Origin of the sequence: Pseudomonas sp. AU11447, assembly GCF_001672555.2 — a bacterium.
GTDB lineage: Bacteria > Pseudomonadota > Gammaproteobacteria > Pseudomonadales > Pseudomonadaceae > Pseudomonas > Pseudomonas nitroreducens.
The window spans coordinates 389343-402986 of record NZ_LZDG02000017.1 but is presented as its reverse complement, the minus strand read 5'-3'; the positions used below and the strand labels follow the sequence as shown (position 1 = coordinate 402986).

Sequence of the window (13644 nt, the reverse complement as noted above, 5' to 3'; positions counted from 1 at the left end):
CTGACCTACCAGATGGAGGCGTCGCGCCCGCTTTTCAACACTGCCTGCAAGCCTAGACGCTGATCCTGCATCGGGTCTGCCGGGACGACTTGATACCGGTCATGGCATAGTCACCTTCCCCACTTCCTGACGAACCTTCCAGGCCATGAGCGCGCCCACCGATTCGTTCCGCCAGCCGCTGGACCCCAGCCATGAGCTACCGATCTATCGGCAGCTCTATGAGCGCATTCGCGACGCCATTACCCGTGGCGCACTGCGACCGGGCGAGCGCGTGCCGCCGGTACGCGGGCTGGCCGGCGAACTGGGCGTGGCGCGCGGCACGGTGGAGCTCGCCTACCAGTTGCTGACCAGCGAGGGCTACCTGCTGGCGCGCGGTCCGGCCGGCACGGTGGTCTCCCCGCAACTCGCCGGCCGCACGGAAAGCGCACCACCCGTGGCCATCGCCCCGGCGACCGTGGAGCGCAGTCTGCCCGGTCTGATCGCCCACGGCCCAGCCCTGCGGCCGTTCCAGCTCGGCGTGCCGGCGCTGGACGCCTTCCCCCGCGCGCTCTGGTCGCGCCTGTGCGCACGCCGTCTGCGCCAGCAGAGCGCATCGATGCTGGCGTATCCGGAACCCTGCGGCTACGGCCCACTGCGCGAGGCGGTGGCGGGCTACCTGGGCATCTCCCGCGGCATCGCCTGCGACCCGGCACAGGTATTCATCTGCGCGGGTTACCAGGGTGCGCTGGACCTGATCAGCCGAACCTTGCTGGAGCCCGGCCAGCGCTTCTGGCACGAGGACCCCGGCTACCCGCGCGGGCGCGAGCTGCTGCGCCGTGCCGGCGGCGTGCCGGTGCCGGTCTCGGTGGATGCAGACGGCCTGCGCGTGGAGGACGGCATTGCCCGCGCGCCGGATGCGCGCTTCGCCCTGATCACGCCGTCGCAGCAAAGCCCCACCGGCGTCGCCCTCAGCCTGCCGCGGCGCCTGGCCCTGCTGGACTGGGCGGCGAGCAGCGGCGCCTGGATCGTCGAGGACGACTACGACAGCGAATACCGCTACGCCGGCTTCCCCCTGCCGGCACTGAAAAGCCTCGACCGCGCCGGCCGCGTGCTCTACACCGGCACCTTCAGCAAGGTGCTCTACCCGGCGCTGCGCCTGGGCTATCTCGTGGTACCGGCGGAGCTGGTGGAAGACTTCGTGCGCGCCCAGCAGGTATTCACCTCGGGCTGCGCCGAACTGCTCCAGGCGACCCTCTGCGACTTCATGCAGGAAGGCCATTTCGCCCGTCACCTCAAGCGCACCCGCACGCTTTACGCCCAGCGCCGCCAATGGTTGCGCAGCGCGCTGGAAGACCGCCTCGGCGAGCGCCTGCGCTTCGCCGAAACACCCGGTGGCCTGCACCTGATCGGCGCGTTGGAACAGGATGACCTCGCCGTCGCCCGCCGCGCCCACGCGGATGGCCTCGGTTTGCAAGCGCTGAACGCCTGGTGCGTGGAGGCCAGGCGCGAGCCGGCTCTGCTCATGAGCTTCACCAACGTCACCGACGAGAAGCTCGCCGGTCGCCTGGCAGAGCGATTGGCGCCGTTGCTGGACTGAAGGCGCTCCGCGTTCGGCGCGCATTCCCGTTCGCGAGCAAGCTCGCTCCTACGTGGAGCAGGTCGGCCCGGGCTGTAGGAGCGAGCTTGCTCGCGAACCGACCGCAGACCGCCTGGAGCCAGCCCTGACATCTGTCACAGAGCAACTGGCGCACTTGCCGGGCGGAGTCGCGCCGAGCGACGGTCAATACCTCCGATGGCAAAAATTGACTGACAGGCGACGTTGACCGAGGTCAATTTTCCTACGGGCAATATCGTTAGATTCCCACAACATCTTGTTGTCTTGAATAAATCGAGACACAGCATGTTGTGGAATACAGCCAATGCCCCTGACACGGACCGCTCCCCTTCCCGCCAGCCTGCGCAAGCGCAACGGCAGCGAAGCTGACTTCGACCCGAGCAAGATCGAACGCGCCATTGCCGCCGCCGGCGAGGCCAGCGGCGAATTCTCCGCGCCCCACGCGCAGGAGCTGACGCGCCGCGTGCTGGCGCGCCTGCCGGCACAGAATGATCTCGACGTGGAACAGGTGCAGGACGTGGTCGAGCGCGCCCTGATGGAAGCCGGCCACTACCCCACCGCGCGCGCCTACATCGTCTACCGCGAACGCCACGGCCGCCTGCGCCGCGAGCGCAAGACGCTGGTGGACGTCGCCGCCTCGATGAACGAATACCTGTCGCGCGAAGACTGGCGGGTGCGCGCCAACGCCAACCAGGGTTACTCCCTGGGCGGGCTGATCCTCAACGTGTCCGGCAAGGTCACCGCCAACTACTGGCTGGACGAGGTGTACAGCGAAGCCATCGCCGTCGCCCACCGCGAGGCGGACCTGCACATCCACGATCTCGACATGCTCGCCGGCTACTGCGCCGGTTGGTCGCTGCGCACCCTGCTCAGCGAAGGCCTGAACGGTGTACCGGGGCGGGTCGAGGCCGGGCCGCCGAAACACCTCTCCAGTGCGCTGGGGCAGATGGTCAACTTCCTCGGCACGCTGCAGAACGAGTGGGCCGGCGCCCAGGCCTTCAGCTCCTTCGACACCTACCTCGCGCCCTACGTGCGCAAGGACGGCCTGAGTTATCAACAGGTGCGCCAGGCGCTGCAGGAGTTCATCTACAACCTCAACGTGCCGTCGCGCTGGGGCACCCAGACGCCCTTCACCAACCTGACCTTCGACTGGGTCTGCCCGGAGGACCTGCGCGAGCAGATTCCCTACGTCGGCGGCGTGGAGATGCCGTTCGCCTACGGCGACCTGCAGGCCGAGATGGACCTGATCAACCGCGCCTACATCGAAGTGATGCAGGCCGGCGACGCCCATGGCCGGGTGTTCACCTTCCCGATCCCGACCTACAACATCACCCACGACTTCCCCTGGGACAGCGACAACGCCACGCGCCTCTTCGAGATGACTGCGCGCTACGGCCTGCCGTACTTCCAGAACTTCCTCAATTCGGACATGCAGCCCAACCAGGTGCGCTCCATGTGCTGCCGCCTGCAACTGGACGTGCGCGAGCTGCTCAAGCGCGGCAACGGGCTGTTCGGCTCGGCGGAGCAGACCGGTTCGCTGGGCGTGGTGACCCTCAACTGCGCGCGCCTGGGCTACCGCCATCGCGGCGATCTGGCCGGGCTCCACCGCCAGCTGGACTACCTGCTGGAGCTGGCCTTCGACAGCCTCGAAATGAAGCGCAAGGTCATCCAGCAGCACATGGATGCCGGGCTCTACCCGTACACCAAACGTTACCTCGGCACCCTGCGCAATCACTTCTCCACCATCGGCGTGAACGGCCTGCACGAGATGGTGCGCAACTTCACCGATGACCGCGAAGGCCTGCACACCGAGGCCGGCCGGAAGATCGCGCTGGAGCTGCTGGACCATGTACGGGCGCGGCTGGTGCGCTTCCAGGAAGACAGCGGCCACCTCTACAACCTCGAAGCCACCCCGGCCGAAGGCACCACCTACCGCTTCGCCCGCGAGGACCAGAAGCGCCACGCCGACATCCTCCAGGCCGGCACGCCGGACGCGCCCTACTACACCAACTCCTCGCAGTTGCCGGTGGGCCTCACCGACGATCCGTTCGAGGCGCTGGAGCTGCAGGACGCCCTGCAGTGCAAGTACACCGGCGGCACCGTATTGCACCTGTACATGGCCGAGCGCATCTCCAGCGCCGAGGCCTGCAAGACGCTGGTGCGCACCGCCCTCGGGCGCTTCCGCCTGCCCTATCTGACGGTAACCCCGACCTTCTCCATCTGCCCCGTGCACGGCTACCTCGCCGGCGAACATGAGTTCTGCCCGAAGTGCGACGAAGCCGCGCTGCAGAAAGCCGCGCCCAAGAGTTGCTGTGGCGGCTGATCCTCCGTTCACTTTCATCCCCGCAAAAAGGAGCACTACCGATGACCGCGAACCAATTGCCCGAAAGCCAGCGCCAGCGCTGCGAGGTGTGGACCCGCGTGATGGGCTATCACCGCCCGGTGACGGCCTTCAACGCCGGCAAGCAATCCGAGCACCGCGAACGCCGCCACTTCCGCGAGACGCGATGAGTGCCACGCTCAGGGTCGGGGGCCTGGTGCCCCTGACCACCCTCGACTATCCCGGCCTGCTCGCCTGCGTACTGTTCTGCCAGGGCTGCGCGTGGCGCTGCCGGTACTGCCACAACCCGGAGCTGATTGCGCCGCGCGGCGAGGAGGAAATCTGTTGGGACGACATCCTCGCCTTCCTCCGCCGTCGCCAGGGGCTGCTGCAAGGCGTGGTCTTCAGCGGCGGCGAAGCGACGCTGCAGAACGCCCTGCCCGGTGCCATGGCGAACGTCCGCGAGATGGGCTTTCGCGTCGGCCTGCACAGCGCCGGTATCCGTCCGGAGTCGTTTGCTCGTGCACTGCCCCATGCGGACTGGGTCGGGTTCGACGTAAAGGGACTGTCCGCAGACATCGACGCCATCACCGGCGTGAAGCGCAGCGGGCTGGCCCACTGGCGCAGCCTGGAACTGTTGCTGGAAAGCGGCGTGAACCACGAATGCCGGACAACCGTGCATTGGCAGTTGTTCGATCTGGATAAACTCCGGCGCCTGGCCCTGCGCCTGCGCGGAATGGGTGTGGAAAACTTCGTGGTGCAACTGGCCCGCAACGGGCGGCAGTTCGATCCACAGTTGCTTGCCACTCCTGCGCCCCACGGGGCCGAGGATTTCTGGCGGGAACTGGAAGCGCTTTTCCCGCACTTCGAGTTGCGCCAGGACAGCTAGGAACCACGGTCAATTCCCGGGAGTTCCAGGCGAGCACTTCCCCCTCACCCCAGCCCTCTCCCACTGAGGGTGAGGGCAAACCCGAACGCCAATATCCCGCAGCGGCGCAGAATTTCTGTAGGAACGAGGGGGACGCCCAGTTCTTGCTCGCGAACGCCCCCCGCTGCGGACGTCGGTTCGCGAGCAAGCTCGCTCCTACAACGGACCTGCGGCGTTAGTAATTCGCAGGCAAAGAAAAGCCCCGCCGAAGCGGGGCTTTTGCTTACGCGTACCGCCAATAAATCAGGACGACAGATAGGCCGAGCGGGTCAGCCCCAGGCGCAGGGAGTCCAGGAACTGCGTGCGCTCGCGCGCAGTGAGCTTGGCCCCGGCGACCTTGTCGCGGTAGTGGGTCATCAGTTCCTCGGGCGACAGGTGCACGTAGCGCAGCATGTCCTCGATGGTGTCGTGGGTCTCGATGCCAGCGTGGTAGTAGCTGCCGTCGGCGTTCTGGTAGACGTTCACCGAATCGGTGTCGCCGAACAGGTTGTGCATGTCGCCGAGGATTTCCTGGTAGGCGCCGACCAGGAAGGTGCCGATCAGGTAGTCCTCGCCTTCCTTCACGTCGTGCACCGGCATGCTGGTCTCGATGCTCTGCTCGTCGACGTACTGGGTGATCTTGCCGTCGGAGTCGCAGGTCAGGTCCTGCAGGACGGCGCGGCGGTCCGGCTCTTCGCCCAGGCGGTGGATCGGCAGGATCGGCAGCACCTGGCCGATGGCCCAGGTGTCGGGCAGGCTCTGGAACACCGAGAAGTTGCAGATGTACTTGTCGGCGAGCTTGTCGTTGAGCTCATCCAGCACCTGGCGGTGCGAACGCTGGCGGGCCTTGAGCTGGTTGTGCAGGCGACGGCAGATGGCGAAGTAGCACTGCTCGGCCAGGGCCTTCTGCGCGAGGTTGATCTTGCCCTCGGCGTACTGCGCGGCGGCGTCGCTCATGTAGTGGGTGGCGCGCCAGTAGGTCTCGGTGACCATCTCGGCATCGGTCGGGCCGAGCAGGTCGGCCAGCCACTGGACAATCTCCGGCTGTTCGGCGAGGTCGGTGATCTTCGGCACTTCGTCGTTATGGCGCTCGACGTCGGTGACCTGGGTGATCAGCACTGCGTGGTGCGCGGTCAGCGCGCGGCCGCTCTCCGAGAAGATGTGCGGGTGCGGCAGACCTTGCGCGTCGCAGAACTCCTTGAGCATGCCCACCACCACACCGGCGTAGTCGTCGATGTCGTAGTTGATCGAGCTGGCGTTGCGCGAGTGGGTGCCGTCGTAGTCCACGCCCAGGCCGCCGCCGACGTCCACGTGGTCCACCGGCAGGCCGAGGGCACGCAGTTCGCCGTAGTAGCGGATCGCTTCCTTGAAGCCGTGCTGGTAGTCGGCCAGGTTGGCGATCTGCGAACCCATGTGGAAGTGCAGCAGGCGCACGCCCTGGTCCAGGCCGGCAGCGCGGAAGCGCTCGACCACCGACAGCAGCTGCGCGGCGGACAGGCCGAACTTGGCCTTCTCGCCACCGGTATCGGCCCACTTGGAGGATGCCAGCGAGGACAGGCGCACGCGCAGGCCGACCTGGGGCAGCACGCCGATGACGGCGGCTTCCTCGATCACCAGCTGCACCTCGGATTCCTTCTCGATCACGATGAACACGTTGTGGCCGAGCTTCTGCCCCATCAGCGCCAGCTTGATGAACTCGCGGTCCTTGTAGCCATTGCAGACGATGGTGCCGCCCTTGGGCGCCAGCGCCAGCACGGCCATCAGCTCGGGCTTGGAGCCGGCCTCCAGGCCGATGGAGACGTTCTGCGTGGCGATGATGCTTTCCACCACCGCTTCCTGCTGGTTCACCTTGATCGGGTACAGCGCGGTGTAGCGGCTGGTGTATTCCAGACGCGCGATATTGGCATCGAAGGCACCGGTGAGCTTGCGCACGCGGTCCTGCAGGATGTCCGGGAAACGCACCAGCAGCGGCAGCGACAGGCCGGCCTCGCGCAGCTGCTCGACCAGCCCGTGCAGATCGATCGGCTGGGCATCGGCGCCCTGCGGGCGAACTTCCACGTTACCGGCGTCGTTGATGGCGTAGTAGCCAGCGCCCCAGTGGCGAATTCCGTAGATGCTGCGGCTGTCTGCCACGGTCCAGTTGCTGCCGTCGTCTTTGCGGGTCCGTCTAGCGGCCATGCGGGGTGGTCTCCTCAATTTGCGCGAATGTGTGCAGGCGCCCGCCCGGCGTGCGGGTGAGTCGTCAAAGCCTGGTGGTGTAAACCTAGCCGGGCCTCGTGACGTTGCCGTGTTGACCGTCAGGGTTGGCGGTAAGTTTAGGAAAATCCGACGACACGCCCAGGGCGCGCCGATAAATCTCCCATCTAGGGAAAGGGCTTGTCGGCAATGCACCAACGCACATCGCCTGGAACCCCTTCTCTGCAGAGGAGAATCGTTCGGGAGAGACGGCTCAGCCGCCGGATTTCTTCGCCTTGAGGCCGCGTTTGGTCAGCTCTTCGAGCAGCAGGTCGACGTGGTCGCCCTGGATTTCGATGATGCCGTCCTTCAGCGCGCCACCCGTGCCGCAGCGCTTCTTCAGCGCGGTCGCCAGGTCTTTCAGGGCATCGGCCGCCAGCGGCACGCCGGTCACCGTGGTCACGGTCTTGCCACCGCGGCCCTTGGTTTCACGACGCACGCGAGCGATGCCATCGCCGGCCGGAATCTCGGCCTGCTTGCAGATGCACGCGCCAACGGGCTGATTGCAGTCCGGGCAGTGCCGGCCGGAATCAGTGGAGTAGACGAGCCCGCCGAGGGCGGACAGGGAGGATGCTTTCTTGACCACCGGGCGTTTCCCCAGGATTGGCCTCTTCGGGCCAGGTCAACGAATGGCCGGCGGGTGCCGACCGCGACGCCCCACTCAGGCAGGGGCTGCGCAATTCCCGGCGGAGGACCCTGCCGGAAAGGTCGCGCAATTTAGCAGCATTGGAGGCAAATGCTAAGAGCGAAAATGCGTCATTGATCGGTGGTTTGGCGACATGGCCAACCCAACCGGAGTCTTGGGGTGCCGGTAGGAGCGAGCCTGCTCGCGAACAAACCCCGCAGCGGGGCTCAGTTCGCGAGCAGGTTCGCTCCTACGAAAAGCAACCCGACGTCAGAAGCTGACCAGGTACTTGCGCAACGCCGCCAGCGAATCCGGGCAATAAGGTGTGCCCGCCTTGGCCTCGGCCAGCGCCTGGTGCGGGTCAATGAATTTCGCTTCCAGCACTTCCTCGGGCTGCAATGTCAGCGTCGCGTCGGAAACGGCGGAGAACACCGCGCACCACAGGCGATTGTCCGGCTGGTCGAAGAAGAACGTGCCGTGCGGGCGCAACTCGACGCCGGCGATGCCCAGCTCTTCTTCCAGCTCGCGGGCGGCGGACTCGGCGTAGCTTTCGTCGGCCTGGACCATGCCGCCGGCAGCCGGGTCCCAGTAGCCGGGGTAGACCGCCTTGCTCAGGGTACGGCGGTGCACGCACAGCTCGCCGGCAGAGTTGAACAGCAGAATGAAGGTGCCCCGGCCGATCAGCCCGCGCGCGCGCAATTCGGCGCGCGGCAGGCTGCCCAGCAACTGGTCGTCATCGTCGACCCAGGCGATCTTCTCGGCGTCCGAGGCCGCCCGGTGGGCGGCCTCCTTGCGGCTGATGCCTTCCATCGATCAGCCCTGGGCCAGCAGTTGGCGCAGGTCGATGATCGCGGCGTTGGCGCGGGAGATGTAGTTGGCCATCACCAGCGAGTGGTTGGCCAGCACGCCGAAGCCGCTGCCGTTGAGGACCATCGGGCTCCACAGCGGCGCCTCGGCGGCCTCCAGCTCGCGGATGATCTGGCGCACGCTGACGGTGGCGTTCTTCTTCGCCAGCACGTCGGCGAAGTCCACCTCGATGGCACGCAGGATGTGCGACAGCGCCCAGGCCTGGCCACGGGCTTCGTAGAACACATTGTCGATCTGCATCCAGGGGGTTTCCTGGACCACTTCCTCGACCTGCGGCGCCTGGCCGGGCGCGACCGGCTGCATCGGCGTGATGTTGGTGTTCAGCTTGACCCGGCCAACGCTGGCCGAGAGGCGCTGGGACAGCGAGCCCAGGCGGGTGGAGACGTCACCCAGCCAGTTGTTCAGGCTGTCGGCGCGGGCGTAGAACTGCGCGCCGGCCGGATCGGCGGACAGGCGGCCGAGGTAGCGGTCCAGGGACTTGATGCCTTCGGCGTACTCGGACTCCGAGGACGGCAGCGCCCAGCTCTTGTTGTCGAAGTTGAAGCGCGGCTCGGCGCGCGCCAGGTCGGCGTCCTCGGTGGACTGCGACTGGGAGCGGGCGAAGTCCTTGCGCAGCGCGCGGGACAGGTCGCGCACCTGGACCAGGGCGCCGTATTCCCAGCTGGGCATGTTGTCCAGCCAGACGCCCGGCGGGAAGATGTCGTTGGACAGGTAGCCGCCCGGCTTGTTGAGGATGGTGGCGACTACTTCCTTGAGGGTTTCCACCGTGGTGTAGCCCACCACCATCTGCCGGCCGGCGCGCTCGGCGGCGGCCTGGGCGTTCTGCTGCACGGGGAACAGGTCCGGTTCCTGGCTCCAGTACCAGCCGATCACCCCGCAGACCACCAGGTAGGCACCCAGCAGGCCGCCCAGTACGCGACCCAGCCAGGGGCCGCCGAAGTAGGCGCGTGCATTGTCTACCGTGTCATCCACGCGATCACGCACGGAGCCGCGTTTCTTCCAGTTCCACATGGCAAGTTCCTTGATGTCCCGAATTCGAAGATAGCTTGGACCCACAACCGGCCCCAGGGTGCCGCGATTTTAGGCCTCGCTGCGCAAGCATGCCGCACGCGGGCAGGCCAGCGCAGCCTACCCTGCGCATGGTGCTAGGTAATGGTGCGAATTACAAAGCTTGAGATGTTTGACCGAAGGCACTGTTATTGCCATCAAGGATTGGTAGCATAGGGCCATCAGTGTGTATCACGGCGGAAACATATTCGCCCCGCAGGCCGCCGGTACGGCCCTATAAAGAAGCGCGCGATGACCGAGCTCGACGATCCATCCCTCGACCGCCTCAAGCATCACTTCGCCCAGCGGGTGATCCACCAGGCCCGCCACCTGCTGGAGGTCTGGCAGCGCCTGTCGCGCTCGGAGTGGAACAGCGCCGGAATGGCCGAGCTGGCCGAGGCCTGCCTGCGCCTGCAGCGCTATGCCGAACGCTTCGAGCAGGCCGAGCACGCCGACCTCGCCAAGGCCATCGACCAGTGCCTGCGCGCCGTGCACGACAACCGCGGACGCCTGTCCAGCGAGCTGATCACCGAGCTCAACCGGCTGATGCAGCGCCTGTCGCGCACCGGCCTGCGCCATGGCGACCAGTTCGAGCACACCCACCTGCCGCCGCTGCGCAAGCCGGTCTACCTCGCCCTGCAGGACCTTGAGCGCGCCGAGCGCCTGGCCCAGCAGCTGGAATTCTTCGGCATGGCCGCGCAGCCCTGCGAGCATGCCAACGCCTTCCGTGCCGCCATGGCCGACCGCCATCCGGCAGCCATTGTCATGGAAATCGACTTTGCCAACGGCCAGGGCCTGGCCCTGGCCGACGAAGCCCAGGCCGGCCTCAAGCAGAAGCTGCCGGTGCTGTTCTTCAGCCATGAGGAAACCGACACTCCGACCCGCCTGGCTGCCGCCCGCGCCGGTGGCCAGGACTTCTTCAGCGGCGCCCTGGACGCTTCCGGCCTGCTGGAGAAGATCGAGACGCTGACCCGCGTGGCGCACTACGAGCCGTTCCGCGTGCTGATCGTCGACGATTCCCGCGCCCAGGCCGCGCATACCGAGATGGTCCTCAACAGCGCCGGCATCGTTACCCGCGCCCTTACCGCGCCGCTGTCGGTGATGGCCGAGCTGGCCGAATTCCAGCCGGACCTGATCATCCTCGACATGTACATGCCCGAGTGCCTGGGCACCGAGCTGGCCAAGGTGATCCGCCAGCACGAGCGCTATGTCAGCGTGCCGATCATCTACCTGTCCGCCGAGGACGACCTGGACAAGCAGCTGGACGCCATGAGCGAAGGCGGCGACGACTTCCTCACCAAGCCGATCAAGCCGCGCCACCTGATCGCCACCGTGCGCAACCGCGCCGCCCGCGCGCGCAGCCTCAAGGCGCGGATGGTGCGCGACAGCCTGACCGGCCTGTACAACCACACCCATACCCTGCAACTGCTGGATGACGCCCGTTTCCGCGCACGCCGCGACGAGCGCCCGCTGACCTTCGCGATGCTCGATATCGACCACTTCAAGCGAGTCAACGACACCTACGGCCATCCCATGGGCGACCGGGTGATCAAGAGCCTGGCGCTGTTCCTCAAGCAGCGCCTGCGCAAGACCGATCACATCGGCCGCTACGGCGGCGAGGAATTCGCCGTAGTGCTGCCGGACACCGACGCCGAGTCGGCGCGCAAGGTGCTGGAGGAAATCCGCCAGCGCTTCTCCGAGATCCACTATCCGGCGCAGCCCCATGACCTCTCCTGCACCTTCAGCTGCGGCATCGCCGAGCTCGGCGAGGAGATGGACATCAAGACCCTCGCCAAGCAGGCCGACGAGGCGCTGTACACCGCCAAGCACGGTGGCCGCAATCGCGTCGAGGTCTTCAAGTAACACCCAGCAGTGGCAGCGCGACGCTCTGCCGCGCCATTTTCCGACCAAATGCTGGCACCGTGTCATCAGCCAGTAACCAAACTGCAATAGGTTCAGGGCTCGCCGTTTTTTCGCTGTCGGTCGAGACCTGCCATGCGCCTCAAGCTGCTCACCAACCTCAACACTTTTCTGCTCCTGCTCGTGTGCCTCGCGCTGGGCGCCACCCTTTGGTGGTCGCAACGCGCGCTGGAGCGCCCCTTCACGCTGATGGACCGCTACCTGGAACTCTCCCAGGGCTTCGAGCGCAAGGTGGCGCAGAACATCCAGGCCTACCTCGCCAGCGGCGACGCACTCAAGCAGAAAGCCGCGCAGCAGGCATTGGACGAACTGGCCGCGGAGCTGCCGCAACTGCCGGACAGCCTCAGCCAATTGCTCGGCCAGAGTCTCGACGAACTGCACCAGTTCAGCGGCAACCAGTTGCTCGCCGCCGGCAAGCTGGCGGGTGATCCGCAGGGGCTGCTGCTGCAGGCCGAGCGTGACCTGCTGGCCGCACTGGACCAGCTCGGCGCTTACGCCGACGCCAGCCAGAACCCTGCCGCCGCCGAGTACCGCACCCCGCTGCTGCAGGCCGGCCTGCACCTGACGCGCCTGGCCCACGCCCGCGCCAAGCTGGTGGAAAGCGGCAACCCGGCGCTGGCCGAGGATATCCAGCGCGAGCTGGAAACCCTGCGCCAGCTGGCCGAGCGCATCGACGCCCTGCCGCTGCTCGGCGTGCTGGAGCAGCAGGCCTCCGCCTCCGACGACTTCGCCGCGATGATGGGCCTGGACTCCCTGCCGGCAGCCGAGGCGCAGAGTGAGGATCGCGGCATCACCCTCAAGCGCGACCTTGCCAGTGTTTTGCGTCGCTACCCCGACGAACTGGACCGCACCCGCCAACTGGTCGCCCAGCGCCAGGAGCTGGCCAGTGCCACCGCCCAGCGCCTGGGCGCCGTGCAGCAGGCCCTGGCGACGCTGGAGCCGCAGGTGCGCGAGGAGCGCTCGAAGATCCAGGCACAGGTACGCGTCATCCAGGGCGCACTGATCGCCCTGATCCTCGCCACCGCGCTGCTCATCGACACCCTGCAACGCCGTCTGGCGCGCGTACTCGGTCAGTTGGTCCCGGCGCTCTCGACCTGGGCGCGCGGGGACTTCGCCACGCCCATCGCGCTGAACACCCGCACCCGCGACCTGGTGGAACTGCAGGAATCGCTGAACCGCCTGCGCGACTTTCTCGGCACGCTCGTCGGCACCATCCACCAGCGCGCCGAGGAAGTGGCCGGCAGCAGCCGCGCCCTGGCCGAACTCAGCGGCGGCCTGCACGCCGGGGCCGAGCGCCAGGCCAGCGATACCGGGGAAATCCGCGACGCGCTGGGCAACATGGAAGCGGCCATCCAGCAGGTGGCCGGCGACGCCAGCCAGGCGGCCTCGGCCAGCCATGCCGCCGGCACGGCCGTCGAACAGGGGCAGCAGGTCATCGGCAACAGCCTCAATGGCATGCGCGCGCTGGTGGACGAAGTGCAGAGCAACGCCCAGGCCATCGAGAACCTGGCGGAAGAATCGGCCACCATCGGCAATGTGCTGGGGGTGATCCGCTCCATCGCCGAACAAACCAACCTGCTGGCGCTCAACGCCGCCATCGAGGCCGCGCGCGCCGGTGAACAAGGCCGCGGGTTCGCCGTGGTGGCCGAGGAAGTGCGCTCGTTGGCCTTGCGCACCGCCGGCGCTACCGAGGAAATCCAGCAGCTCACCAAACGCCTGCAACAGGCCGCGCGGCAATCAGTGGACGCAATGCGCAGCCAGGTCGAGCACGCGGAAATCACCGCCAACCAGGCCGGCGCCGCCGAGGGCGCGCTGGACGAAGTGGTCGGCGCCATCCGTACCATCGCCAGCATGGCCGAACGCATTGCCGAAAGCTCCGCGCAACAGAGCGGCGCGGTCAGCGAGATTCGCTCGCACAGCGAACGCATCCACGAACTGGGCAGCCAGAACCTGCGCCTGATCGGCCAGGGGCGTAGCCAGGGCGAGCAGTTGCAGGAACTGGGCGGGGCATTGCATACGGCAGTTCGAGCATTCCGGGTCTGAAACAAAGGCACCCGTAGGATGGGTGGAGCGCAGCGATACCCATGCTGCTGGGCAGGATCGATGGGTATCGCTGCGCTCCACGCCAT

10 protein-coding genes are annotated in these 13644 nt (G+C 66.8%); 6 read left to right on the top strand and 4 right to left on the bottom strand.

Annotated elements, in window-relative coordinates; all coding sequences use genetic code 11:
* Window positions 1-145 precede the first annotated feature (145 nt).
* From A6723_RS02465 to A6723_RS02450, 4 genes are all read left to right on the top strand, one after another.
* On the top strand, window positions 146-1576 hold the full coding sequence (locus tag A6723_RS02465) for a PLP-dependent aminotransferase family protein (protein ID WP_054906445.1): 1431 nt from the start codon (window positions 146-148) through the stop codon (window positions 1574-1576).
* Between the two features lie 322 nt (window positions 1577-1898).
* Window positions 1899-3917, top strand: coding sequence for a ribonucleoside triphosphate reductase (locus A6723_RS02460; protein ID WP_054906444.1), 2019 nt, complete (start codon window positions 1899-1901; stop codon window positions 3915-3917).
* Between the two features lie 41 nt (window positions 3918-3958).
* A complete protein-coding gene (gene nrdD / locus A6723_RS02455) occupies window positions 3959-4105 on the top strand; it encodes an anaerobic ribonucleoside-triphosphate reductase (protein ID WP_015479043.1) in 147 nt (48 codons plus the stop codon).
* Window positions 4102-4803 carry an anaerobic ribonucleoside-triphosphate reductase activating protein gene (locus A6723_RS02450; RefSeq protein WP_054906443.1) on the top strand — a complete coding sequence of 234 codons (702 nt, stop codon included), beginning with the start codon at window positions 4102-4104 and terminating at the stop codon, window positions 4801-4803. The genes nrdD and A6723_RS02450 overlap by 4 nt, the downstream gene beginning before the upstream one ends.
* Window positions 4804-5085: 282 nt before the next feature.
* Here the strand turns inward: A6723_RS02450 and speA are convergent, their stop codons facing one another.
* From speA to A6723_RS02430, 4 genes are all read right to left on the bottom strand, one after another.
* The gene (speA, locus tag A6723_RS02445; RefSeq protein ID WP_054906442.1) at window positions 5086-6999 is read right to left on the bottom strand and encodes an arginine decarboxylase; all 1914 of its coding nucleotides are present in this window, start codon (window positions 6997-6999) and stop codon (window positions 5086-5088) included.
* 271 nt (window positions 7000-7270) lie between these two features.
* Window positions 7271-7642 carry a translation initiation factor Sui1 gene (locus A6723_RS02440; protein WP_024766966.1) on the bottom strand — a complete coding sequence of 124 codons (372 nt, stop codon included), beginning with the start codon at window positions 7640-7642 and terminating at the stop codon, window positions 7271-7273.
* A gap of 309 nt (window positions 7643-7951) precedes the next feature.
* Entirely contained in the window at window positions 7952-8491 is a 540-nt protein-coding gene (locus tag A6723_RS02435) for an NUDIX hydrolase (RefSeq protein ID WP_054906441.1), read from the bottom strand.
* Between the two features lie 3 nt (window positions 8492-8494).
* Window positions 8495-9559 carry a DUF2333 family protein gene (locus A6723_RS02430; RefSeq protein ID WP_024766968.1) on the bottom strand — a complete coding sequence of 355 codons (1065 nt, stop codon included), beginning with the start codon at window positions 9557-9559 and terminating at the stop codon, window positions 8495-8497.
* Window positions 9560-9847: 288 nt separating this feature from the next.
* On the opposite strand from A6723_RS02430, the gene A6723_RS02425 reads away from it, so the two are divergent.
* Both A6723_RS02425 and A6723_RS02420 read left to right on the top strand, forming a co-directional pair.
* A complete protein-coding gene (locus A6723_RS02425) occupies window positions 9848-11458 on the top strand; it encodes a PleD family two-component system response regulator (RefSeq protein WP_054906440.1) in 1611 nt (536 codons plus the stop codon).
* Between the two features lie 132 nt (window positions 11459-11590).
* Window positions 11591-13558, top strand: a complete 1968-nt coding sequence (locus A6723_RS02420; RefSeq protein ID WP_054906439.1) for a methyl-accepting chemotaxis protein — start codon at window positions 11591-11593, stop codon at window positions 13556-13558.
* Window positions 13559-13644: the final 86 nt, after the last annotated feature.

Excerpts from the sequence above, each read along its gene's own strand:
- A6723_RS02465 (WP_054906445.1), top strand. The coding sequence starts at position 146 with ATGAGCGCGCCCACCGATTCGTTCCGCCAGCCGCTGGACCCCAGCCAT.
- A6723_RS02430 (WP_024766968.1), bottom strand. The coding sequence starts at position 9,559 with ATGTGGAACTGGAAGAAACGCGGCTCCGTGCGTGATCGCGTGGATGAC.
- A6723_RS02460 (WP_054906444.1), top strand. The coding sequence starts at position 1,899 with ATGCCCCTGACACGGACCGCTCCCCTTCCCGCCAGCCTGCGCAAGCGC.
- A6723_RS02420 (WP_054906439.1), top strand. The coding sequence starts at position 11,591 with ATGCGCCTCAAGCTGCTCACCAACCTCAACACTTTTCTGCTCCTGCTC.
- nrdD (WP_015479043.1), top strand. The coding sequence starts at position 3,959 with ATGACCGCGAACCAATTGCCCGAAAGCCAGCGCCAGCGCTGCGAGGTG.
- speA (WP_054906442.1), bottom strand. The coding sequence starts at position 6,999 with ATGGCCGCTAGACGGACCCGCAAAGACGACGGCAGCAACTGGACCGTG.
- A6723_RS02450 (WP_054906443.1), top strand. The coding sequence starts at position 4,102 with ATGAGTGCCACGCTCAGGGTCGGGGGCCTGGTGCCCCTGACCACCCTC.
- A6723_RS02425 (WP_054906440.1), top strand. The coding sequence starts at position 9,848 with ATGACCGAGCTCGACGATCCATCCCTCGACCGCCTCAAGCATCACTTC.
- A6723_RS02435 (WP_054906441.1), bottom strand. The coding sequence starts at position 8,491 with ATGGAAGGCATCAGCCGCAAGGAGGCCGCCCACCGGGCGGCCTCGGAC.